Origin of the sequence: Oscillibacter sp., assembly GCF_032018205.1 — a bacterium.
Taxonomy (GTDB): domain Bacteria; phylum Bacillota; class Clostridia; order Oscillospirales; family Oscillospiraceae; genus Oscillibacter.
Genome location: NZ_DALZOY010000012.1, coordinates 57,254 through 79,042, shown reverse-complemented (window position 1 = coordinate 79,042; position 21,789 = coordinate 57,254). Strand labels below are relative to the sequence as shown.

Here is a 21,789-nt window from a genome sequence, read left to right as displayed (position 1 = left end):
GAGCGATGGATCAGGAGAGTATCCGCTGCCGGGAGCAGATGCACAGCATTGTTCGCGCTGTGGGAACGGCGGTCATCGGAAAGGAGCGGGAAATCGCTCTGGTGTTGCTGGCGCTGATTGGCGGTGGCCATGTGCTGCTTGAGGACGTGCCCGGTGTGGGCAAAACGGGGCTGGTATCCGCACTGTCACGGGCGGTTTCCTGCGATTTCAAGCGCATCCAGTTTACCCCGGACATTATGCCCTCGGACATCACGGGCTTTTCCGTGTACAATCAAAAGACGGGGGAATTTGAGTTCCGTCCCGGCGCGGCCATGAGCAATTTCGTTCTGGCGGACGAGATTAACCGGGCATCGGCCAAGGCGCAGGCCAGTCTGCTGGAAGTGATGGAGGAAAAGCAGGTCACGATTGACGGCAAAACTCATATCCTGCCGGAGCCGTTTATGGTGCTGGCTACGCAGAACCCTCTGGACAATCTGGGGACGTACCCCTTGCCCGAGGCGCAGATCGACCGGTTTCAGATGAAGCTCTCTCTGGGCTATCCCAGCTACGAGCAGGAGCTGCGCATCATGGCCATGACGGAAGAGGAAAAGGCGGAGGTTCCCGTCGTGGCCGACGGGGCCGACATTCTGGCCGTTCGGAAGGCTTCCGAACGGGTCCGGGTGGACGACTCTTTGCAAAATTACATTGCCGATTTAGTCACCGCCACCCGGAATCACCGCTGCGTGTCGCTGGGTGTCAGCCCTCGAGGCTCCATCGCGCTGTACCGGTTGAGCCGGGCCCGCGCCCTTTACGAAGAGCGGGACTATGTTCTGCCCGACGACATAAAATTTCTCGCGCCCTTCGTGCTGGCCCACCGGTTAATTTTGCGCCCGGAGGCCAAGCTGGACGGCGTGACGGCGCAGACGGTAATCCAAGAGATTTTGGACGCGACACCCATTCCATTTCCAAACGGAGAGCGGCACGGCAGGAGACAGGTGAAATGACGGCGGCGCGAAAGGCGCTTCCGGCGGGCGTGCTGCTGCTTTGTGCCGTCGTTGCGGCAATCATCAACACGGCGGCGGTCTACGTCCCCATTGTGTTTATACTGCTGCTGGGTCTGACGTCAATATTCTACACGCTTCTCTCCGCCTGCTTTCTCCTTGTCCGGGCAGAGACCGAGGAGCAGAGCCGCTTCGAGCGGGAGACCGGCTCCCTTTGCCGGGTAACGGTATCTAATCGGGGCATGTTCGTGCTGCCTTGCGTGGTGCTGTCTTTATGCGTGGAGAGTACGCAGGGCTTTGCTCCGCTGACCACAGAACACCTGATGCTGCTGCGCCCCCGGCAAACGCTGACGCTGGACCTGCCGGTTTCCTTCCCTCACATCGGGCGTTACCGGGTGCTTATCAGTGAGGTCCGGGTTTACGGATTGCTGGGCGTGTTTTCCTTTCGCCGCAGGCCCGGCTGGAGCGTGCTCGTACAGGTGACGCCCAAGCGGTTTCGGCTGGCGGGGCTGCGGCTTGGCACGGCACAGCCCCTCTTCGCCGTGGATTTTACCGCGCCCCATAAGATTGACGGAGGTGAGTATTCCGACGTGCGGCAATACGCTCCCGGCGACCCCATCAAAACCATCCACTGGAAGCTCTCGGCACACGCCTCCGGCTATGTGACCCGGCTGTTTCAGACCGACGCGGTTAGCGGCGTGTCGATCTATCTGGATGTCCGCCTGCCGCCCCGCCTGACGGGGGAGGAAGCGGCGCAGGCCAACGACTGTCTGGCGGAAAGTGCCTATGCCGCTGCCCTCCGGGCCATGGAACTGCGATACGGTGTGGAATTGGTCTATGCCCGGGACAAGGTCCCTACGGTAATTCGGCCCGATGGGCCGGAGGAGCTGCTTGTCGCCGTCTGCGGACTGCCCCCGGTTTCGGACCGGGAGCGGTATCCGCTGGAGCTTTTGGTAGAAGAACATTCCGGACGGGGAACGTCTTTTGACAATCTCATCATTCTCACGGCTTTCGTCAGCGACCGTCTGGTGGCGCTGCTGACGGAATACGCCCAGCGGGGAAAGTATCCCGTGGTGCTCCATGTCTGGGGGAAAGGACAGATGCTTCCCGGTGGTGAAACCGGCAAAGAGAGGTTGGCGGGCCGGGGAATTGGGTATTACGCCGTGGACTCTGCCGGGGAGCTGGCCCGTGTGTTGGAGGAGCGCCTGTGAAGCTGATTTTCCGCGCGTTTAGGGGCCTGCTCTGCCTAATTGCCGGTATGCTGATCTCGCTGATGGAGCTGCGCTTCTTTGGGGATGCCAAGGTAAATTCTCTGGCGTTTCTGTTTATTTCAATGGTGACGGTGCCTGCCGTCTTCTGGTATTTCCGGCTTGAATGCGGCGTGACCGCTCCGCTTTTGTATACGGTTTTTCTGGCATTTTTACTGGAGGTGCTGGGAATATCGGTGGATGCAGGCGTACTGCTGGCTTGCCTGCTGGTACTGGCTGTGCTGTATATGCAGTCCCGTATGGCCGCGATTGAGGCCCGGCCCCACTCCGGCGCTCCGTCCCACGGGTCTGCGCTTGTGACTGTTTTGCTGTGCGCCGTTCTTGCGGCGGGCGCTACCTTTGGAATTTATCAGCAGGTGCTGCTGCCTGTATTCCCAGAAGGGGAACGGGTTTCCTTGCTGGATCGCCTTGGGGACACGCCCGAAAAAGAGCCGGAATGGGAAGCGGCCCAAAGCAGCGCGGAACAAAGCAACCCGTCCGCGCCCAGCTTAGACCGGAATGCCGCCCTTGCGGAAAGCGCCAAGGGGACAACGAAGGCCCCAGCGCTGAAGCCGCCCGCTTCGCCGTTTCCGCTGGGACGCGCTGTGTTAATTGCCGCAGTGACCGGAGTCTGCGTCGTGCTGGCACTTGCCGCGCTGGGAGAGCTTCGCTATCGCCTGTGGCTGCGAAGGATGCTTGCCTCGTCGCCGGAAGAACAGGTTGACGCGGTTTACCGCTGTGTGACGCGGGCCATGGCGGTGTGCGGATATTCCCGGAAGCTCTCGGAAACGCCGCTGGAATATCTCAAAAAGGCGCGGGGAGACGACGCTCCGGTTTCGCCCGGGCAGCTAACTGCCGTCACAGAGGGCTTCCTGCGCGCCCGGTACGGCGGACAGGCGGTCTCACTTCAATGTAAAGAGGAATGCCTTGCAACCTTCCGTGCCCTGCCGCAGCAGGTGAAGCGCTTTCGAGGCCGCCGGTTTTACTATCTAAACTATCTTCAGGAAATGCGCCGCCCCTTTGTACCGGGTTTTGGGAAACGATTTCGTCGGCTGACGGGCAAGGAAGGTAAGATGCCATGAAAAGGACAAAGAGAAGCAGGCTGCTTCAAAGCCTGTCCGGCCTGCTGCTGACGGCGGCGCTGCTGATGTCCCTGCCCGGAACGGCCCGGGCGCTGGACGACGACGAATTTGGCGGCTACGCTTCGGATACGCTCTCCATTCAGGTGGGTTATCCCGGCGGGCCGTATTATGAAAAGAGGCTGTTCACTCTCTCCGAGTTGGAGCAGATGGACGTGGTGTACGCGGACTATACGTTTATTGACAATATGCCCTCCGTGGTGATCGACCATGTCAAAGGTGTGCGCCTTTCGGATATTATTGACGGGGCAGGCATTGATCTGGGGTCTGTTAAAACGTTTCACTTTTGGATTCGAGACAAAAAAGAATCCTCTTACACCTCCTTTTCCAAGGGCAGTCTGATTGACCTTCCCCGGTACTGCTATTACAGTCTCCCGGATAACTTTGACTATGAAGAGGGCGTGGGCAACGAGTTTGCCACGTCCGACGCGCAGCCGGTGGACACGGTGATGGCGCTGGCGGACGACTGGAACCGGTGCATCGCCGGGGCCACCTTTGGCAGCGACTATTTAAATCTGAATTCCAACACCCGGTTTCGTCTGATTTTTGGACAGCGGGACGCGGAAACGCACACGGCGGTCAATTCTGCCAAGTGGGTTTACGCCATTGTGGCGGAGGTGACGGGTGAACCGACCATCACGCTTGACCGCTCCACTGTGCGCATGTCCTCCGGTGGAATTGTGGCGCTTAATGCCATTGTGACAGCGGCGGACCCGCTGATCGCGGAGGAGGAGCCGATAATCTGGAGCTCTGATAACCAGCGGGTGGCGACTGTGGACGAGCACGGCGCTGTCACCGCCCACGCCAAGGGGACCTCGGTCATCACGGCGGAGTTTCACGGCGTTTCCGCTTCCGCCACTGTCACCGTCACGGCAGGAAGTACCAAAAATGCTGCATCGGGAAGCGATAAACCGGGGACCGGGGGCGTTTCTGCCTCCGGAAAGGGCGACCTGGCGGAGACGGATGATCCGTCCGCCTCTGCCGATACTTCGGAGGAACGGTTGCCGAACGGTGAGCCTGACAAAAGCGCTGATGATAAGGATTTGACTGGACAGACAGACGGCTTGCCGGAAGATTCCAAGGAAACCGCGGGAGTTGAAGAAAAGACGTCGCCTCTGCGCTCCATCATCGGCATGGCGGTGATCGGTCTGTTTGTGGGCGGAGCGCTGGTGATGTGGCTGCTGCTCCGTATCCGGGCAAAGAACCGGGCGGGAAAGCCCAAAGAGTAGCATTTAAATAAGTGGTCGGCATTCTGGCGCCGGGCAAAGTCCGTGTTGGAAGGCGGACGGAAGGAGAAGGTTTTATGGAAGAAAGATTCATTGCCACAATTATCAATCAGGAGGGTGGCCCCACCTTCCGCCTGGTGCTGCGGGGCCTAAAAATGGTCATGGTTGGGAATGGATGGGAGGCGGAGCTTTCCGGCGGCGAATTTGATGTCGCCCCCACAAAACGGGAGTTGGTGGAGCGTGTTTACGCCCTGTACGACTCCCCAGAGTGGGAGGTGGCCGACTGCATTGAAAGCGACCTGCAAATCTGGGAGCCGACGCTTTGACAAACGGAGGAGCCGGACTGACACAAACGAAGACCGGAGGGGAACGGAGAATGCATACGCTGGTGATTGGCAGCAACGAAACGAACCGGGCAGGGTTTATTGACCGCCTGCTGACAGCATGCGGTCCACGTCTAAGGCTGTACGGTTATCGCAGTGTTAAGGAAGCGGCGGACGAGACGGGAAACGCACCGATCTATCTCTATCCCGCGTCCGGAGAGCGTCGGAGGACACAGGATACTCTGCTGGGCTGGTGTCGGAACCGGCAGTCCACGGCAAATTTGGAGGCCTTTGAGCGCAATGCATTTTTAATTGAATCAGCGCGGTCAGACGGTCTGCTGGTCATGGATGAGATTGGTCCTATGGAGAGCCGTGCGCCCCGCTTCCGGGCTGCCGTGTTGGCTGCGATGGAGAGGGAAGCCCCCATTCTCGCCTCTGTGCGGGATATCGAGATTCCGTTTCTAGAAACGGTGCGAACCCATCCCAATGCCCGTTGCTTTTATCTGACATGCGAAAACGGAGAGGCGCTGTTTCCGCAGGTGCTGGCACATCTGCAAAAACAGCTTGACGGGGTAGGCTAATGTTTCTGGATTGGAATGTGCGCACGCTGCAATGGTACGCGGACGCGGAGGAACACACGGGCTTTTTCCGCGCGCTTGCCGCCGAAATTGCTCCGTCCATAGCGGGAGCGCAAAGCCTGTGCGATCTGGGCTGTGGGCCGGCGCTGCTTGACTTTGAAATCGCGCCGCTTGTAAAGTCCGTGGAGTGCGCAGACACCAGCGAAGCCGCGCTGGCCTTTGTGGCAGAGCGGGCGCAGGCGCTGGGCCTGCACAATATATTCCCTGTTTTGGCCGACTGCGAGCATCCTTCGGGCCGTTGGGACGTGGCGTTTATGAGCTTTTTTGGAAGCCGCCACCTTGACCGATATCTGCCACTATGCAAAAAGCTGATTGCGGTGGTGTCCCAAAGCTCCGATGCGGCGCTTTTTCCCGGAAAAGACAGGGGCTACGTCCGAAATTCGGCGCAAAACACCGCAAAGTATTTGGATTCCCGGGAAATTGATTACAAGCTTGTGTGGAAGCGGCAGGAGTTTGGACAACCGTTTTCCTCTTTGGAGGAGGCCCGGGACTATGTAAAACTATATGCGCCCGACGTCTGCGCTGAGGAGCGGGAGTTTTTTTTAAAACAGAGAATTGTCAAAACAGGATCCGCGGCATTTCCATGGTATCTTCCCAGAAAAAAGACGGTGGGGATTTTTTTCATCAACGGAGGGCTGAAATGAAGCACATGTTTCTGACAGGTGAAATTCAAATCGGGAAAAGCACCGTGATCCGAAAGATTCTGGTGGATTTAAACGTAAAATACGGGGGCTTCCGAACCTATTTCAGCCAAGACCGCACAGCCGCCGACAGGGGGCTGTATATCAGCCGGGCAGAAGCAAAGCCACTCTATGACGAAGCGCACAGGGTTGCCCGGTTCTGTCCGGGAGAACAGGCTCCACAGGTTTTTACCGTTGGATTTGATACCCTTGGCGCGGATTATATCTTACATGCGAAAGACGACGTGGCGCTGCTTGTCATGGACGAGCTGGGAGACATGGAGCGGGACGCGGAGCGGTTCCAGGCCGCCGTGTTGGCCGCGCTGGAGGGTAAAACGCCGGTTTTGGGTGTGATAAAGCTTTCAGCGGGCGGCTGGGTGAATCAAATCCGTGAGCACCCGAATGTGGAGCTGCTCACCGTAAACGCGGATAACCGTGACGCGCTGCCAGAGCGGCTGACCCGCGCGCTGCAAGAGAGCTTTCCGGCGCTGCGGTGACTTAAAAAAGGATTGTAAGAGAGCATGGAGGGAATTTCCGTGGAACAGAAAGCACTGTCCAGAAAAGAGGCCTTGGAGGCGATACGGTCCTGCTGGACCCCGGCACGAACAAATGAAACGGTTCCGCTTGAAGCGGCACTTGACCGCGTGCTGGCGGAGGACCTGTATGCCCGATACAGTCTGCCGGTTGTCCGTTCCTCGACAATGGACGGGATCGGCGTGGACTCGGCACTGTTTCGGAAGGGAGAGCCGGATACAGCCCATTGGCAGTGGGGCCAAGACTATGTGAGGGCAGACACGGGGGATGACTTTGACGACCGCTTTGATGCGGTTATCCCAGTTGAGGCAGTGACGTTTCTGGAAGGCGGCAGGGTGGTGCTTGCGCCGGGTACCAAAGTCACGCCGGGCATGCATGTGCGGACCGCCGGAAGCTCTGTTGCGCGGGGAGACTTGCTGTTAAGGGCCGGGACCCGCCTGCGGCCCTTCGATCTTGCGGCGGCTGTGTTGGGCGGACATACAAAGCTTGTGGTGGGGAAAAAGCCCGTGGTGGCGTTTCTCCCCACCGGCAGCGAACTGATTCCCCCCGGCACCGAGCCCATCCGTGGGGAAAATATTGACTCCAACAGCGTTCTGGCGCAGGCCATGCTGACGGAGATGGGAGCGCAGCCGCTTCTTTTTCCCATCACCGCCGACAATCCGGAGCTTCTTCGCACCGCGATTTGCGCCGCCGCGGAGCGTGCGGATATTATCCTTTTGTGCGGAGGTTCCTCCAAGGGCGGAGACGATTTTAACGCCCGGCTGGCAGGAGAGCTTGGAACGCTCCTGTTTCATTCCGTTGCCGCCGCGCCGGGGCGGCCCATGGCCGCCGCCATGCTGGACGGAAAGCCGCTGATCAATGTTTCCGGCCCGCCCCACGCGGCCTACTTTATCCTCGATTGGTGCGTGTCAGAGTTGGTTTCCACGTTTCTGGGTATTGAACGGCCTTTGCGCAAAACGGTCCGGGCAAGAATTACAAAGCCGCTTGAGGCAACGCCGGGAATGGAAATTCTGCGCCGCTTCGAGCTGATTGAAACGGAGCGGGGGCTTGAGGCTGTTTCCGTCAGCGGGCGGGGTGGACCCGTCTGCCCGGTGCTGACCGCCTCGGCCCAGTTTGTTACGGAAAGCGCGTGCTCCGGTCTGGAAGCCGGGGAGGCATTGGAACTTACGTATCTTCGATGACTGTGCCGGGGCAAGTGGACTGCGCCAAGGAACAGGCGCAAAAAATGTTGCTTTCTGCAATTTTTGGTAAAAGAACTTGAAAAAACGTCGTCCGTTGGCTATAATGGACGCATCTGAATAAAAGGAGACGATGGGTATGCCATGGACGCCAAATTTGTCTGTCGGTGTGGGTCAGATTGACGACCAGCACAAGCTCTGGTTTGAAAAAGCGGAAATGCTGTTTCAGGCCGGACGGGAGCACCGCACAAAGGAATATATCGGCGAGCTTCTGGAATTTCTGGATGCGTACACCAAGCAGCACTTCCGGGATGAGGAAACCTATATGCTCAGTATCCGCTACCCGGAATATGACGCGCAAAAGCAGGCGCATCAGTTATTTATCAGTCAGCTTTCCAAGCTGCGCAGCGACTATACCGCCTCCGGCGGGAACCTGTCGGTCATTTTGGGGGCCAATCAAATGGTGTTGGATTGGCTGACCAAGCACATCTCCACCATGGATAAAAAAATCGGGGTGTTCGCCCAAACCCTGAAATGAAGTCAAAAGAGCCATGCAGACGTGTGAAGTACCCCCCACGCCCGGCAACAAGGCGGGGGGACTGACCACCATGACGGAGAAGAATCTGGGCAGCTTCAAGACCAAGGGCCATGGCCGGATGCTGGGCATTCTGGACTGCGGACAGCGCCCTTCCCGGCCCGGCATGTGGGGCATCAATCAGGTCCGGGGCGCCAACGACGCGTATGCCACCACCACGCTGGCCATGAGTGGCTGCCACATCTGTCTGTTCACCACAGGGCGGGGCAACCCCATTGGAAACGCCTGCATGACCACCATCAAAATTACCGGCAATCCCCGCACCGCGGAGATGCTTTCCGACATGATCGACTATTCCACAAAGCCCATGCTCTATGGGGAAAAGTCATTGCAGGAGAGCGGAAAAGAGCTCTATGAGCTGATGCTCCGTGTGGCTGGAGGCGAGCCTACCAAGGCCGAGCTTCTGGGCGATTATAGCTGGACCACACCCCATGGCACCAGCTACAACGGCGACTATTGACGCAAAGGGGAGGGCCGCCTGGGCGGCCCTCTCTTTTTATGTCCTCGTGCGGCAGGATATCCCGTCCTACGCTGCTTTGCGGCTGCGGGGCAATTTTCCGGGTGGTCCGGGTTCATTACGCCCATGGCGGCGGCGCTGAGAAGGGCTGACACTTGCCCACCCGCTTTTTTGGGCTGTGGAGATGCGGAGATACATTTTTCCGATTGATTGATTTTGACGGTTGACTTTTTTCCAAAATCAGTGAATACTGGAGAAAGAAAATACGCCTGAAATTCTCCGGAAAGAACAGGCCGAAATTTGACAGGAGGAATCAAACTATGGATTACAGCGCAATGATTCAAAACCGCAAATCCGTGCGGGAATTTCAGGATACAAAGGTACCCGATACCACGCTGGCGGAGATAAACGAGTATTACGAAAGCAAGTGCGGAAGGCTTGTGCCCTCCATCGGCACGGAGCTTCGCCTGTTCGGGTCCGACTCCCGGGAAAAGCTGAAGGGTGCGGCGGGCTACAATGACTTTATGATCGGAAACGCCGATTATTTTGTAATTTTGTCCGATGAGGCGGAGCATATGGCCGAAAACGCGGGTTTTATTGCGGAGGACCTCATTCTGCACATGACGGAGCTGAATTTGGGTACCTGCTGGCTCACCTTTAAGGATGGAGAGGCTGTGAAAAAAGCGCTGGGAATCGAATCCGACCGGCGCGTGGTGGTTCTGGCTGCGTTCGGCGTTGAGAAAAAGGCCGCCAAGCGGCTTTTCCTCAATATTCAGAACATTTCCAAGGTGGACGCTGTGAAGCGGGAGTTCTATTCCCCTCGTCTGGGTATTGAAAGTTTGGTGTATTCCGGCAAGTGGGGCAACAAGGCCGGAGTGGACGAGGAAATCGGCGATATGGACCATCCCCTGTGGCAGGCGCTTTACGCCGCCAGCCTTGCGCCCAGCTATCTCAACCGCCAGCCCTACGGGTTTGTGCTGGACGGGGGAGCGGTGGTCCTGATTTCTAAGGACGACGGCTATACCGATGAAAACGAGCAGAAGCTCAATCTTGGAATCGTGATGCTGCATTTTGCCGCCGTGGCAGAACAGACGCTGGGAAAGCGCACCTGGACCCTGGGCGCCTATGACAAGGACTTGGGCCTGCCCTCCGGATACAGAGCCGTGGCCTCCTGCAAGCTGTAATAAAACGCTCCCGGCCGGTCCCTGCAAGCGCCCATGCTTGCAGGGACCGGTCGCTTTTTATGCGAGGAAGGAGCTTCGATCTTTCCTCAAAGGCAACTTTTGAAGGGCGCTCCCGCGGCACCCGGAGCGCCTGAGACATATAAAACGGGGTTTCGGATTTCAACAGCCGTCAGATTCTCAAAATGAGAATCTGGCGGGTTAATTGACGGTGGCGCTCCGCCGCGGATTAAGCCGAAAAGCGCAGGAGTGCAAGGAATTGCGGCAAAGGACGAAAGGAGCGGGATTATAACTGAAAGGTTATATTTCTCACAAAAATAGTATTTCAAATGTGTTCCTTTTCCATATCTGATATTACCAAGCTAAATCGGTACAGCCGACGCCTTTTACCGGGCACGACGGAACCGCGCAAAACCGCGGAACAATGTTGTGGCCATCGTTCTGGAGTGTATCTCCAGCATGGTGTCCAAGGCCGTGGGCGAGGCGGTTTCCGTGCCGCTGCTGGGAATCGGCGCGGGGTCGTATGTGGACTGTCGGGAGGAGCGCCTGTTTCTGGCGTGCAACCGAAACAGCAGTCTGGCCTGCGGGCGGGCGGGGACCCGGGAGCATCCGCTGCTTTTGGCAAAGGCCGATTTTCCGCGAATAGAGGAAATGCTGTTTCTGATTCCGCCGAAAACGTATTTTATCAATGCGGTTATCTGGAATCATCTGAAGGAAATCGCGCTGTCGCCCAAAAAGGTTTTGGAGCTTCCAGCCCTCAGCTCCATCGGAGACTATCTTCTGGAGCCGGAAAACAACGGAATTTCCCTGCTGGCAGACTTTTTGATTACCGGAATGAACAGCATTGACGAAATTACCTTTGTAAAAATGGAGAGGCATGACCTGCGGTGGTACCTGACCATGAGCTATCTGACCGACAGGCCGCTTTCCACGTCAGGGTATTCACTGTGGAAGCATGTTTCGGGTAAGCGGTGATTTTGCGGAAAGGCCTCTTTCCGCAGGGCTTTTCAAGAAAAATTTTCGACCCATTTTGATAAAAGTTTTCAAATTATATCTTTTTAAAGCGTGAAAATATCTTATAATATTACCAACCTACAAATAAAGAAAGGGGTTTTACTGATGACAAACTACTTCGACCTGAAAGGCCGCGTGGCCTTGGTTACCGGCGCTTCCTCGGGCCTTGGCGTTCAATTTGCGAAAGCACTGGCAAATCAGGGAGCGGACATTGCCATTACCGCCCGCCGGACGGACCGGCTGGAGCAGGTAAAACAGGAAATTGAGGCCATGGGCGTGCGGTGTCTTGCCGTACCCTGCGACGTGACGGATTCCAAGCAGATTGCCACCATGGTCGATACGGTGAAAAAAGAATTCGGCAGAATTGATATTCTGGTGAACAACGCGGGCGTGGGCAAGGGAATCCCTGCCGCCACGCAGACCGACGAGGAGTGGCTTTCCACCACCCGGATCAATCTGGACGCGGTATACTACGTGGCCCGCGAGGTGGGCAAGGTGATGATCGAGCAGAATTACGGAAAAATTGTCAACCTTGGCTCCATTCATTCCATGGTGGCGATGGCAGGCTTTCCCATCTCGGCCTATTGCGCGTCCAAGGGCGGCGTTCTGATGCTGACAAAGGCTCTTGCCAACGAATGGGCGCAGCATAACATCACCGTCAACGCCATTGGCCCCGCTTATTTCCCCAGCGAGATGACCCAGTCGGTCATTACGACCGACGCATTTAAACTGGCTGTTCAGGCATATTGCCCCATGGGAAGGCCGGGTAAGCCCGGCGAGCTGGACGGAGCCGTGATTTACTTCGCGTCGGACGCATCCAGCTATACCACCGGCCAGTATCTGGCCATTGACGGCGGCTGGACCACCATCTGAAGGCCCCCCGCGGCCTGAGCCGGTTTGGCGTGGCCTGTGGAAATACTCCGGGCTGGCCCCACTGTTGAATGAGCGGACGACACTAGAAAAAGCGGCTGAATCGAAAGATTCAGCCGCTTTTGTCAGTGTTCAGAAAAAGGTCAAGGTGCTTGCGCGGGGATGCACCGGGCGGTTTTACGCTCGGAGGATTTGGGACCTCACCCCGTCAGGCGCGAGAGCAGAAAGAGCATCAGCATAATGAGGGGCTGATGAATCAGATAAATCGGGAGCGTGTGCCTGCCCAGTTTGTTCAGCAGTGTGTCAGACGGGGACGCGTTCAGCAGACTGCGCTTTTCCGCGTACAGCAGCTTTCCCAGAGCGGCGCCGCATAAAAACACGCCGAACCACGGGAGCAGGGGATAATAGTCGGAGGAGATAAAGCCCTCGCCCCGCAGACCCAGCGGAAACAGAAAGCCCACCGACACCTGGGCCTGCGCTGTCAGGCGGCCCAGAAAGAAAATCGCGGTTCCAAGCAGCGCCATAAGGATCGGCCCCAGCCGGGACACCAGCGGATAGAGAAGCATACTGGTTCCCAGAAAGTGCAGAATGCCAAAGGTGACGGCGTGGCTGGGGTCGTAAAGCGCCGTGGCGGCGGTGATGACCAGCCCCAGCCCCAATACCTTCAGCCCCCGCTTTGCGTTTTTTGTGGTCAGAGTACAGCTAAGCCCCGCAAGCAGCATGAACAGCAGGGCGGACCCTCTCCCTACGTAAAAATTGACACCGTCGGAATAGCTGATGGGAACGCCGTAAAATTCCCGCAGGTCATAGACGACATGGTAGTACACCATGGCAAGCAAAGCCACACCCCGCAAAAAATCCACTTCCCAGATGCGCTTGGTTTGTTGTTGTCTTTTGTTCATGTTCTCCTTTATGGGGAAAGAGCCGCCGAAGAACGAAAAGTCGCGGCTTCGGGCGCCTTTCCCAGCCACCGCGCGGCTGCCCGCGCGTTTTCCGTGCCAATGCTTTTCTTTATTTTAGGCCACCAAAGGCCAAATCGTCAATACCGTAATACCGTTTGTTAGAAGAAGGCGCAGTTTTTTGATTCGTTTATAAAAAGGAATAAGATGACCGCATTATTATTGATAGTTTCGATAGTACGGGCCGTGTATTGTGAAACAAAATGATGCTTATGAAATTTTGATGATATAATGGCCCCATGGCGCCCGACTCTATAGGCAAGCTGCACATAGAGCCGGGTAATTTTAGGAAAAAGAGGGGATTGTCATGGCAGATTATCGTGAGATGTGGAAGAGCTTAGGGATGGATTTAGAGACGCACGATCAACTGTGCGAGGTGCTTCCCGCGGCGTTTGGCGACACCTATCTCTCTCAGGAAAACCGCCCGGAGGGCATGGCGTTTTACGACTTTGTGGTGTCTGAGATTCACGGCGTTCGGCCTGCCGAGCTGATTGAGCACCAGAAAAAGGGCGGCAAGGTGCTGGGCACCTTCTGCATCTTCGTGCCCGACGAGGTGGTGTTCGCGGCCGATGCCATCGCCACCGGCCTGTGCGGCGGGTCCCAGTTCTGGGTGGGCGCGGGGGAGAAGGTTCTGCCCAAAAATATGTGTCCCCTGATTAAGGCCTCCGTGGGCGCACGGATCGGCAAGACCTGCCCCTTCTTCCGCATTGCGGACATGTACGTGGGTGAGACGACCTGCGACGGAAAGAAGAAGGCGTGGGAGATATTGAAGGAAGAGGTCCCCATTCACGTGATGGACATGCCCCAGATGAAGCGAGAGCAGGACTATCGGAAGTGGGAAGACGAAATCCGCGCCTTTTTACATACCGTGGAAGAGTTCACCGGCAACACCATCACTCCCGAAAAGCTGGCGGCTTCCATTAAAATGCTGAACAACAAGCGCAAGGCGCTTGCCCGGGTGTTTGAGTGCCGCAAGGCCGACCCGACCCCCATCAGCGGCAAAGACGCGCTGCTGATGATGCAGATTGCGTTTTACGACGACCCCGTCCGCTGCGCCGAGATGGCCAACAAGCTGGCCGACGAGCTGGAGCAGCGTATCAAAGACGGCATGGGCATATTCCCCAAGGGAACCAAGCGGATTCTTGTCACCGGCACACCCATGGCGATCCCGAACTGGAAGCTGCATCACATCATTGAAACCTCCGGCGCGGCGGTGGTGTGCGAAGAGAACTGCACCGGCACCCGGTATTTTGAGAATCTGGTGGACGAGAGCGGCACTACGCTGGATGAGCAAATTCACAATCTGGCGGACCGGTACATGAAGAACAACTGTGCCTGCTTTACTCCCAACACGGGCCGCATCGACGACATTCTGCGCCTTGCCGAGGCCTATCATGTGGATGGCGTGATTGACGCGAACCTGAAATTCTGCACCCTGTACGACACCGAGGGCCGGGACGTGGAGCGGGCCATGAAGGAGCGGGGCATCCCCGTGCTGGGTCTTGAAACCGACTATACCGATACGGACGCCGAGCAGCTTCGTACCCGCATCGGCGCATTTGTGGAGATGCTGAAATAATGGATGGACAGGCGGAGGAGCAGGATTATTACGTGCTCTTTCCGAATCACACCGAGGGGCTGAAGCTCTATCAATACGCCCGGGGGCGGGGGATTCCGGTTCGGATTTCCCCCACCCCTCGGCTGGCCAGCGCCTGCTGCGGGATATCCCTGCTGGTACGGGCGAAGGATATCGCGGAGCTGGAGCGCTGCATTCCGGAGTCGGAGGCGGAGATTGACCGGATTGTTGCTCTGCCCCGGCAGATCAACCCACACCGTGACCGCTACTGCTGAATTGGGAGAAGCAAGAATGAATGAGAGAACCTGCGTCGGAATTGACATCGGCTCCACCGCCGCCAAGGTGGCGGTTCTTGGCCCGGGGGAGACACGTTTTGTGCTCCCCACCGGCTGGAGCAGCCCTGAAACGGCAAAAGAGATTGCCCGCCGCCTGCTGGAGCGGGGCGTGCGGGTGGAGGAGGCTGAGGTCGTCTCCACCGGCTATGGTCGCCGGGCGGTGGACTACGCGGCAAAGCAGGTTACGGAGATCACCTGCTTTGCGGCTGGCTGCGCCGCTCAGTTTCCCACCTGCACGGTGATCGACGTGGGCGGGCAGGACACCAAGGCCATCCATATCCGCGACGGCGCGGCGGACGATTTTCTGATGAATGACAAATGCTCCGCCGGAACGGGAAAATTCGTGGAGGTCATGGCGAACCGGCTGGAGTGCGAAATTGATGCGCTGTTCGCTCTGGCGGAGCGGGGCAAGGTACTGCCCATCAGCTCTTTGTGCACGGTGTTTGCAGAGTCGGAAATTATCGGCTACATCGGCGCGGGCCATCCCAGGGAGGACATCGCCGCCGGAATTGTGGACAGCGTGGCGGAAAAGGTGGCCCAGCTTGCCGAGCGGCTGCCGCTGGAGGAAACGGTTTTGCTCACCGGGGGTCTGAGCCATCTTTCTTTTTTCGCCCGGATACTTGGAAAAAAGCTGCGCCACACCGTCCGCTGCCTGCCGGAGGGGCGATATGCCGGGGCCTACGGCGCGGCGCTGCTGGCGCAAAGGGAAGTCCGTTCCTAGAAGCTCTGTAAAAAGCTGGGGAGAAAGAACCGTTGCTTTTTGCCTGAATATCAGCTACAATCATACCATTCACCTGCGGACCTTATAATAGCAGGTATATCGTACTTATAATCGGTACATTCTACCGGCAAACCCGCCGGTCAAGGAGGGCTTTGCGTATGGAGCTCATTTTTCTCTGGCTGGTGCTGGCATCCTTTGCAGGCGGATTTTTGCAGGCGGCCATCGGGTTTGGCTATGCGGCGGTGGTAATGGCGTTTTTTCCGCTGTTTCTGCCAAGCATTCCTGTGTCCTCCACGGTTTGTGCGGTGCTGTCGCTGGTGGCGTCTTCCACCATGTTTTTTCAATACCGCAAAGACGCGCGGCCAAAGCATGTATTGTGGTTGATCGTGGCGTATTTTTTGGTGATGCCCTTTGCCGCCGTGTGGTCGGCGGGGGCGCCCAAACTGGTTTTAAGCGTCGTTTTTGGCCTGTTTCTGGTGCTGGTGGGGCTTTACTATCTGCTCACAGCCGACAAAACCCGCATCTCCGCCACCCCTAAAGCGGGAATCGTTACCGGGGCGCTGGCGGGCCTGTTCGGAGGGCTGTTCTCCGTCAGCGCGCCTCCGGCGGCACTCTACTGCCTGAGCACCCTGGAAAGCAAGGAAGCGTATGTGGGGACCCTTCAGTTTTTCTTCCTGACCACCAACCTGTATTCCGTGGGCGTTCGCGCCGTCAACGGGCAGGTGACGGGGCAGGTGCTTGTCTGGTCGCTGGTGGCTGCGGGCGGACTGCTTCTGGGACTGTGGTTGGGGCGCGTCGGCCTCTATAAGCGGGCGGATTTGGCCCGGGTCAAATCCTGGGTCTTTATTTTCATCATGTGCATGGGGGTATGGACCATCGTATCCAATTTTATTAAGGGCTGACAGCGGCAAAAGGTCCTCTGCCGCAAAGACATTTTTCAGAAGGTATGCGTTGGCAATGGTGGGGGAGGACCCCCGGACGTTCGTCTATTAAAAAGCAAGCCGCCCCGCCTTTTGGCGGGGCGGTATAAAAATATTTTAAAGTCCCGGTCTACGTGTCAAAATGAGATCAGTTTGCTGTGAAGGTCAGGTCGCCGGTTTCAATGGGCAGACCGGCATAGTTGGCGTCTGTCAGGTTAATGGTTCTCAAGGCTGCCAGCGGGTTGGCTACTTCCACGGTTTCCGTGGAGGTGGTCATGGTCAGGCTCTTCAGGGTGGTGTCGAATTCATGGTCATCCGCAGAGAGGGTCTGCCGATAATAGATTGTCGGCGCGCCGCTGGCCGCGAAGGGGACAAAGGGAAATTCGGCGTTTCCGCCTGCGACGGAAACAACCGGATCACCATAAGCGGTGCCGCCGGAATCGCACCGGACAAAGGTTGCGCCCACCACGGCGGTTCCGCCGGCAGTGCCTTCCTCCGTAACATGGAGCGTCAGGGTTCCGGTTGCTGCGACCAAAAAATCATAGGTGTCGGTGCCGGCTGCAATGACTTGGCTGTCCGGGTTAATGGAGGCATTGTCATACCCGCCCACATCGGCGGTAACGGCGTAAGACCCATTTAGAATTCTACTGGAGCCTTCGCCGTCAATAATATTGACTACATAGGGACTCGGCATAATTGAATATCTCCTTTTTGAATTGGTAGGCCGCCGTAGTATTGATCAGTCAGACGAAAAGTGGCCATTGTAAAACCAGACTTCAAAAGGAAGGAATTAAACAGGAAATATACGGTATAAAACCTGTTGGGGCAGAAAAACTGCCACTTTGTGGCGGCCATGGGACTCAGCCAGCCTTTTGCGCGTACGCATATCCGGTGTTCGCCGGGAGAGTACACATGGAATTCCGCTGTCCCATTCCGAGCGGTTTTGCCTTGAAAGACCGTTTGATCTTCCGCATCAAGCACAACAATCTCGAAATTTTCTGCGCATGGGGCTAGACACCTCACTGTAATATACCCTCGCTTGTCATTCATAAATACACCTCGCGCTCACTGGTCTGTGTTACCCAATATCAGCATATGCGAATTTACCATGGGTGTGAGCGACGAAAACTGTCCTTGCCGCTGAGAAAATCAAGAGTACCCATTGCCGCAGAATGCGCCGATCCGCGCGCCTTCATGCACGGGCAGTTGCGTCCGCGTCGGATAGATTGGGCACAGACGTACAAAGAGGGCTTGACGAACCTCCTGCCTGAACTGGTAGGGGGCTTTTTAAAATTGTTTTGAAAGGTAGCTTTTAAGAATAAAAAGGGGTTGCTTGTTTGCTGCAAGCGCACTATAATTCTTAGTATTCAAGTGTCCGTGCCAGATTGGATCCCGGCAGGATATGGGGATTGCGTGCGGTTGTAGTTTAAGCAAGGTCATGGTATAATGACCGCAAAACTGTCGTTTACCTTGCGCCTGTGGAATAACGGCCGGGAAGCTCCATTTAATTGGAAAATATACCGCAGCGGTGCTTTGCGCCGCTGCATCATATATGCCAAGTTTGATTGATAAGTAATGTTAGTAGGAGTAGACGTTATGCCCGAGAAGATGACCCTCAGTGCACTTGAGCACGATCTCATTTTTTTCAGCAAAATGTATGATGCAGTGCGGCTGGTCGACCCCGTTCACAAAAAGGTTTTGGAATACCAAACCAAGCAAGTAAAAGAGACGGAAGAAATCTGTTACGATTATTGGAAGAACGGCAAAATATGCGATAACTGTATCTCTGTTCGCGCTTATAACGAAAACAAGAGCTTCATGAAGCTTGAGCAAAAGCCTGACAAAATTATGCTGGTCACTGCGATTCCCATAGAATCGGAGGAAGGCACAATTACTCTTGAATTATTAAAAAACGCCACGGACAGTCTGATGATTGGCAGCGGAACTTACCAAGAAGGGCAAATGATACGCCATGTTATACACGATATCAACAGCATGGTGGTGATGGATCATTTGACTGATGTATATAATCGCCGCTTCGTGGAGGACAGATTGCCCGTTGATATTGTAAAAGCAACCTTGGCACATCAGCCTTTGTCCGTCATCTTTATTGATGTTGACAATCTGAAAGTAATCAACGATACCTATGGCCACGGCATGGGGGATTTTACGTTGCAGCAGGTAGCCAATGCCATGAAGGCCTGCACACGCGCTGAAACGGACTGGGTTGCCAGATATGGCGGAGACGAGTTTGTCGTTTGCCTGAACAGCGCCGACGAAGCCGGCGCACTCAACACGGTGGAGAGAATAAAAAAAGACATCGACGCGGTGAAAATCCCCGTAGAAAATGAAACCGTGAAAATTACAGCTTCTTTTGGAATACAGTCTATGACGGAGATGCCGCTTACGGCGGAGGAAATCATCAAGATGGCCGACAAAAAGATGTATGAGGCAAAAAGGGCAAGCAAGACCTCCGCTCAAACGGAAAAAACCGCCCCGCCTTTTGGCGGGGCGGCTTGTACTTTTGGTAGAAGACGGGTTGGGCTTTACAGGTCGTCAGCATCCTGCACCGGCGGGTCGAGAGGGTCCACCGGACGACCGGTGTAACTCCCTAGCGGGTCGGTCTGCTGCGAGGAAAGGTCTGTCATGGACCGGGCCTGCTCCATAGGGGTTTGATTGGTCTTTGCGCGGCTTTGCCGCTTTTTCATAGAAACCGCTCCCTTTCCGTTTAGATGAGGCTTGTGCAAAAATAGTCTGCCCGAAAGCAGACTTTTTCATGCGAAAGCCCTTGAAATACAGTTGTTTGACGGGATGCAGCGCTCCGTACGTGCCTGCGAATGAGGTTACGATTGAATATCATTCAGAGTTCACGAAAAAATACGTAAGGAACGAGAATTTTTCGTCGTCTTTTTTCTGATTTTTTAAAATTTCTGGTTGACCGTCTTTTTGAGTTGTGTATAATGAGAAGTAATGTAAAAAAGTCCCGTGAAAATCGTTGTTTCGGTAATTTATTGGAGGAATAATGCATGTTTGAATTTCTGATCAAGAAGCTGAAAACCAACCCCCGCAAAATTGTCTTCACCGAGGGGACGGATCCCCGCGTGCTGGAGGCTTCCGCCCGTCTGCTGTCCGGTACGTTCCTCACCCCTGTGCTGGTGGGCGTTCCGGAGGAGATTTCCGCCGTGGCCGAAGACATCGGCTTTAATATCCGGGGCGCTGAGATTATCAACCCGGCCGACTTTGCGGACATGGAGAAGATGGTGGCGCTGCTGATGGAGCTGCGCAAGGGCAAGATGGACGAGGATCAGTGCCGCAAGGTGCTGAAGCAGCCCAACTACTTCGGCACCATGCTGGTGAAGATGGGCTATGCGGACGCGCTGCTTGGCGGCGCCACCTATTCCACCGCCGACACCGTGCGCCCCGCGCTCCAGATCATCAAAACCAAGCCGGGCAGCAAGATCGTCTCCTCCTGCTTCATTCTGGTTCGTCCCTCCGCCACCGGCGACCGCGAGGTGCTGGCCATGGGCGACTGCGCCATCAACATCAAGCCCACCGAGGACGAGCTGGTGGAAATCGCGCTGGAGACCGCAGCCACTGCCCAGCAGTTTGGCATTGATCCCAAGATTGCGTTTTTGAGCTATTCCACCCTTGGCTCCGGCAAGGGCGAGGATGTGGACCGGATGCGGGGCGCCTATCTCAAGGCCCATGCCGCCGCACCCGAGCTTTCCATGGATGGCGAAATGCAGTTTGACGCGGCCGTTTCCCCCCATGTGGCCCACACCAAGTGCCCCGCTTCCCCGGTGGCCGGCCATGCCAACACCTTTATTTTCCCCGACATCAACGCCGGCAACATCGGTTATAAGATTGCGCAGCGTTTGGGCTCCTTTGAGGCATACGGCCCCATTCTTCAGGGCCTGAACGCCCCCATCAACGACCTCTCCCGGGGCTGCAATGCGCAGGAGGTCTATTCCATGGCCATCATCACCGCGGGCCTTGTAGAGTGCGAATAAGCCCGGCCCGGCTCTGATCAATAAAAAACACGGACGCCAAAGGCGTCCGTGTTTTTTATATCAATATCCTGAAAAAGACTGTTGCGCGGTACTTGGAAAGGAAAGGACCGTTACAGGACAAGCAGCTCCTTGGGCGCGTGGGTGATGTCCGTGCAGCCGCCGTCCTTCAAAATAATCACGTCCTCGATGCGTACGCCCAGCCGCCCCGGCAGGTAAATCCCCGGCTCCGCCGAGATGACCGCCCCAGCGGGCAAAGGCTCCTCATTCCGGGCAGAGGCGTTGGGGGACTCGTGAATCTCGACGCCCACGCCATGGCCAAAGCTGTGGCTGAAATAGTCGCCCCAGCCCGCGTCCTCAATGACCTGCCGCGCCGCGCCGTCCACGGCCCGACCGGTTACCCCGGCCGCTGCAGCGGCGATTCCCGCCTTCTGGGCCGCCAGCACGGTTTCGTACACCCGGCGCATTTCTTCCGACACAGACCCCACCGCCACGGTGCGGGTCATGTCGGAACAGTAACCATGGAAAATACAGCCGAAGTCCATGGTGACAAATTCGCCGTTTTGAATTTCCCGGAGACTGGGGACCCCGTGGGGCAGGCTCCCGTTGGGACCGGATACCACAATGGGGTCAAAGGACATGTCCTCCGCACCGTAGTGCAGCATGAGGTATTGGAGCCGGGCGGCAATTTCCTTTTCCGTTTTGCCAGGGCGGATTTCTTTCAGAATATCCTCCAGCGCTTGCTCGGCAATGCGCTGGGCGGATATCAGCGCCGATTGCTCCTCGTCGTCTTTCACCCTGCGCAGGTCAAAAAGCAGGTCCGCCGCAGGAGTCAGCTCGCAGTGAAGGGCCTTTCGGTATCCCTCGTAGTCCGCCACGGTCATATACGCATCTTCAAAGCCGACGATGTTCGCGCCCTGCTCTGCAAGGGCCTCGTTGATCAGGGCTGTGTAGCTCCGGCCGGGCCGCACCTCCCGGATTTCGGCGTGTTCCACAACCCGCGCCGCCGCTTCGGTATAGCGCGCGTCGGTAAAATAGTAGGTTTTGCCTTTGGTTACGAGGGCTGCCCCGTCCGTTCCGGAGGAGCGGAAGCCCGAGGCGTAAAACCGGTTGGCCTCTCCGGTAAGCAGCATGGCGTCCAGACCCCGGACCTCCATTGCCTGTGCAATCCGGCTGAAATGATTCATAAAAACCTTCCTTTCATCCACG

General features: G+C 56.6%; 24 protein-coding genes. 20 read left to right on the top strand and 4 right to left on the bottom strand.

The window, feature by feature from the left end; genetic code table 11:
* Positions 1 to 5 precede the first annotated feature (5 nt).
* The 14 genes from RTU96_RS10600 (at position 6) to RTU96_RS10535 (ending at position 12,065) form a co-directional block, all read left to right on the top strand.
* On the top strand, positions 6 to 983 hold the full coding sequence (locus tag RTU96_RS10600; protein ID WP_312636570.1) for a MoxR family ATPase: 978 nt from the start codon (positions 6 to 8) through the stop codon (positions 981 to 983).
* A complete protein-coding gene (locus RTU96_RS10595; RefSeq protein ID WP_312636569.1) occupies positions 980 to 2,191 on the top strand; it encodes a DUF58 domain-containing protein in 1,212 nt (403 codons plus the stop codon). The genes RTU96_RS10600 and RTU96_RS10595 overlap by 4 nt, the downstream gene beginning before the upstream one ends.
* Complete coding sequence (locus RTU96_RS10590; RefSeq protein ID WP_312636568.1) at positions 2,188 to 3,309, top strand: DUF4129 domain-containing protein; 1,122 nt, start codon at positions 2,188 to 2,190, stop codon at positions 3,307 to 3,309. The genes RTU96_RS10595 and RTU96_RS10590 overlap by 4 nt, the downstream gene beginning before the upstream one ends.
* The gene (locus tag RTU96_RS10585; RefSeq protein WP_312636567.1) at positions 3,306 to 4,595 is read left to right on the top strand and encodes an Ig-like domain-containing protein; all 1,290 of its coding nucleotides are present in this window, start codon (positions 3,306 to 3,308) and stop codon (positions 4,593 to 4,595) included. Before RTU96_RS10590 ends, RTU96_RS10585 begins: the two co-directional genes overlap by 4 nt.
* Before the next feature lie 74 nt (positions 4,596 to 4,669).
* Positions 4,670 to 4,918, top strand: a complete 249-nt coding sequence (locus RTU96_RS10580; RefSeq protein ID WP_312636566.1) for a hypothetical protein — start codon at positions 4,670 to 4,672, stop codon at positions 4,916 to 4,918.
* Entirely contained in the window at positions 4,915 to 5,496 is a 582-nt protein-coding gene (locus RTU96_RS10575; RefSeq protein ID WP_312636565.1) for a nucleoside-triphosphatase, read from the top strand. The genes RTU96_RS10580 and RTU96_RS10575 overlap by 4 nt, the downstream gene beginning before the upstream one ends.
* On the top strand, positions 5,496 to 6,197 hold the full coding sequence (locus RTU96_RS10570) for a class I SAM-dependent methyltransferase (protein ID WP_312636563.1): 702 nt from the start codon (positions 5,496 to 5,498) through the stop codon (positions 6,195 to 6,197). Before RTU96_RS10575 ends, RTU96_RS10570 begins: the two co-directional genes overlap by 1 nt.
* The gene (locus RTU96_RS10565; RefSeq protein ID WP_312636562.1) at positions 6,194 to 6,730 is read left to right on the top strand and encodes a nucleoside-triphosphatase; all 537 of its coding nucleotides are present in this window, start codon (positions 6,194 to 6,196) and stop codon (positions 6,728 to 6,730) included. Before RTU96_RS10570 ends, RTU96_RS10565 begins: the two co-directional genes overlap by 4 nt.
* A 39-nt stretch (positions 6,731 to 6,769) precedes the next feature.
* Complete coding sequence (locus RTU96_RS10560) at positions 6,770 to 7,948, top strand: molybdopterin molybdotransferase MoeA (protein ID WP_312636561.1); 1,179 nt, start codon at positions 6,770 to 6,772, stop codon at positions 7,946 to 7,948.
* A 136-nt stretch (positions 7,949 to 8,084) separates the two neighbouring features.
* Positions 8,085 to 8,483 carry a bacteriohemerythrin gene (locus RTU96_RS10555; protein WP_294853076.1) on the top strand — a complete coding sequence of 133 codons (399 nt, stop codon included), beginning with the start codon at positions 8,085 to 8,087 and terminating at the stop codon, positions 8,481 to 8,483.
* 13 nt (positions 8,484 to 8,496) lie between these two features.
* Positions 8,497 to 9,000, top strand: coding sequence for a UxaA family hydrolase (locus RTU96_RS10550; protein WP_312636560.1), 504 nt, complete (start codon positions 8,497 to 8,499; stop codon positions 8,998 to 9,000).
* Positions 9,001 to 9,317: 317 nt separating this feature from the next.
* The gene (locus RTU96_RS10545) at positions 9,318 to 10,181 is read left to right on the top strand and encodes a nitroreductase family protein (protein ID WP_312636559.1); all 864 of its coding nucleotides are present in this window, start codon (positions 9,318 to 9,320) and stop codon (positions 10,179 to 10,181) included.
* Between the two features lie 426 nt (positions 10,182 to 10,607).
* Complete coding sequence (locus tag RTU96_RS10540; RefSeq protein WP_312636558.1) at positions 10,608 to 11,153, top strand: hypothetical protein; 546 nt, start codon at positions 10,608 to 10,610, stop codon at positions 11,151 to 11,153.
* A 144-nt stretch (positions 11,154 to 11,297) separates the two neighbouring features.
* A complete protein-coding gene (locus tag RTU96_RS10535) occupies positions 11,298 to 12,065 on the top strand; it encodes a glucose 1-dehydrogenase (RefSeq protein ID WP_312636557.1) in 768 nt (255 codons plus the stop codon).
* A 197-nt stretch (positions 12,066 to 12,262) separates the two neighbouring features.
* Here the strand turns inward: RTU96_RS10535 and RTU96_RS10530 are convergent, their stop codons facing one another.
* On the bottom strand, positions 12,263 to 12,964 hold the full coding sequence (locus RTU96_RS10530; RefSeq protein ID WP_312636555.1) for a heparan-alpha-glucosaminide N-acetyltransferase: 702 nt from the start codon (positions 12,962 to 12,964) through the stop codon (positions 12,263 to 12,265).
* 364 nt (positions 12,965 to 13,328) lie between these two features.
* Between RTU96_RS10530 and RTU96_RS10525 the strand changes: the two genes are divergently transcribed.
* From RTU96_RS10525 to RTU96_RS10510, 4 genes are all read left to right on the top strand, one after another.
* Positions 13,329 to 14,600, top strand: coding sequence for a double-cubane-cluster-containing anaerobic reductase (locus RTU96_RS10525; protein ID WP_312636554.1), 1,272 nt, complete (start codon positions 13,329 to 13,331; stop codon positions 14,598 to 14,600).
* Positions 14,600 to 14,872, top strand: coding sequence for a DUF3343 domain-containing protein (locus tag RTU96_RS10520; RefSeq protein WP_312636553.1), 273 nt, complete (start codon positions 14,600 to 14,602; stop codon positions 14,870 to 14,872). Before RTU96_RS10525 ends, RTU96_RS10520 begins: the two co-directional genes overlap by 1 nt.
* Positions 14,873 to 14,888: 16 nt before the next feature.
* On the top strand, positions 14,889 to 15,653 hold the full coding sequence (locus tag RTU96_RS10515) for an acyl-CoA dehydratase activase (protein WP_312636552.1): 765 nt from the start codon (positions 14,889 to 14,891) through the stop codon (positions 15,651 to 15,653).
* Positions 15,654 to 15,811: 158 nt separating this feature from the next.
* Complete coding sequence (locus RTU96_RS10510) at positions 15,812 to 16,555, top strand: sulfite exporter TauE/SafE family protein (RefSeq protein WP_312636551.1); 744 nt, start codon at positions 15,812 to 15,814, stop codon at positions 16,553 to 16,555.
* Between the two features lie 166 nt (positions 16,556 to 16,721).
* Here RTU96_RS10510 and RTU96_RS10505 read toward each other — a convergent pair whose 3' ends face one another.
* Complete coding sequence (locus RTU96_RS10505) at positions 16,722 to 17,267, bottom strand: hypothetical protein (protein ID WP_312636549.1); 546 nt, start codon at positions 17,265 to 17,267, stop codon at positions 16,722 to 16,724.
* A gap of 902 nt (positions 17,268 to 18,169) precedes the next feature.
* Between RTU96_RS10505 and RTU96_RS10500 the strand changes: the two genes are divergently transcribed.
* Complete coding sequence (locus RTU96_RS10500) at positions 18,170 to 19,180, top strand: GGDEF domain-containing protein (protein WP_312636548.1); 1,011 nt, start codon at positions 18,170 to 18,172, stop codon at positions 19,178 to 19,180.
* Here RTU96_RS10500 and RTU96_RS10495 read toward each other — a convergent pair.
* Positions 19,120 to 19,281, bottom strand: coding sequence for a hypothetical protein (locus RTU96_RS10495; protein ID WP_312636547.1), 162 nt, complete (start codon positions 19,279 to 19,281; stop codon positions 19,120 to 19,122). The two genes, RTU96_RS10500 and RTU96_RS10495, sit on opposite strands and share 61 nt — an antisense overlap.
* 318 nt (positions 19,282 to 19,599) lie before the next feature.
* Here RTU96_RS10495 and pta point away from each other — a divergent pair, with 318 nt between their 5' ends.
* Positions 19,600 to 20,583: a phosphate acetyltransferase gene (pta, locus tag RTU96_RS10490; RefSeq protein ID WP_294853135.1), complete on the top strand. Its 984-nt coding sequence runs from the start codon at positions 19,600 to 19,602 to the stop codon at positions 20,581 to 20,583.
* 110 nt (positions 20,584 to 20,693) lie between these two features.
* Here pta and RTU96_RS10485 read toward each other — a convergent pair whose 3' ends face one another.
* On the bottom strand, positions 20,694 to 21,767 hold the full coding sequence (locus RTU96_RS10485; protein WP_312636546.1) for an aminopeptidase P family protein: 1,074 nt from the start codon (positions 21,765 to 21,767) through the stop codon (positions 20,694 to 20,696).
* Positions 21,768 to 21,789 lie beyond the last annotated feature (22 nt).

Bases quoted from the DNA above. Each gene is read 5' to 3' on its own strand.
- RTU96_RS10600 (WP_312636570.1), top strand. From the start codon at position 6: ATGGATCAGGAGAGTATCCGCTGCCGGGAGCAGATGCACAGCATTGTT.
- RTU96_RS10595 (WP_312636569.1), top strand. From the start codon at position 980: ATGACGGCGGCGCGAAAGGCGCTTCCGGCGGGCGTGCTGCTGCTTTGT.
- RTU96_RS10585 (WP_312636567.1), top strand. From the start codon at position 3,306: ATGAAAAGGACAAAGAGAAGCAGGCTGCTTCAAAGCCTGTCCGGCCTG.
- RTU96_RS10580 (WP_312636566.1), top strand. From the start codon at position 4,670: ATGGAAGAAAGATTCATTGCCACAATTATCAATCAGGAGGGTGGCCCC.
- RTU96_RS10570 (WP_312636563.1), top strand. From the start codon at position 5,496: ATGTTTCTGGATTGGAATGTGCGCACGCTGCAATGGTACGCGGACGCG.
- RTU96_RS10565 (WP_312636562.1), top strand. From the start codon at position 6,194: ATGAAGCACATGTTTCTGACAGGTGAAATTCAAATCGGGAAAAGCACC.
- RTU96_RS10555 (WP_294853076.1), top strand. From the start codon at position 8,085: ATGCCATGGACGCCAAATTTGTCTGTCGGTGTGGGTCAGATTGACGAC.
- RTU96_RS10550 (WP_312636560.1), top strand. From the start codon at position 8,497: ATGCAGACGTGTGAAGTACCCCCCACGCCCGGCAACAAGGCGGGGGGA.
- RTU96_RS10545 (WP_312636559.1), top strand. From the start codon at position 9,318: ATGGATTACAGCGCAATGATTCAAAACCGCAAATCCGTGCGGGAATTT.
- RTU96_RS10535 (WP_312636557.1), top strand. From the start codon at position 11,298: ATGACAAACTACTTCGACCTGAAAGGCCGCGTGGCCTTGGTTACCGGC.
- RTU96_RS10530 (WP_312636555.1), bottom strand. From the start codon at position 12,964: ATGAACAAAAGACAACAACAAACCAAGCGCATCTGGGAAGTGGATTTT.
- RTU96_RS10525 (WP_312636554.1), top strand. From the start codon at position 13,329: ATGGCAGATTATCGTGAGATGTGGAAGAGCTTAGGGATGGATTTAGAG.
- RTU96_RS10520 (WP_312636553.1), top strand. From the start codon at position 14,600: ATGGATGGACAGGCGGAGGAGCAGGATTATTACGTGCTCTTTCCGAAT.
- RTU96_RS10515 (WP_312636552.1), top strand. From the start codon at position 14,889: ATGAATGAGAGAACCTGCGTCGGAATTGACATCGGCTCCACCGCCGCC.
- RTU96_RS10510 (WP_312636551.1), top strand. From the start codon at position 15,812: ATGGAGCTCATTTTTCTCTGGCTGGTGCTGGCATCCTTTGCAGGCGGA.
- RTU96_RS10505 (WP_312636549.1), bottom strand. From the start codon at position 17,267: ATGCCGAGTCCCTATGTAGTCAATATTATTGACGGCGAAGGCTCCAGT.
- RTU96_RS10500 (WP_312636548.1), top strand. From the start codon at position 18,170: ATGCCCGAGAAGATGACCCTCAGTGCACTTGAGCACGATCTCATTTTT.
- RTU96_RS10495 (WP_312636547.1), bottom strand. From the start codon at position 19,281: ATGAAAAAGCGGCAAAGCCGCGCAAAGACCAATCAAACCCCTATGGAG.
- pta (WP_294853135.1), top strand. From the start codon at position 19,600: ATGTTTGAATTTCTGATCAAGAAGCTGAAAACCAACCCCCGCAAAATT.
- RTU96_RS10485 (WP_312636546.1), bottom strand. From the start codon at position 21,767: ATGAATCATTTCAGCCGGATTGCACAGGCAATGGAGGTCCGGGGTCTG.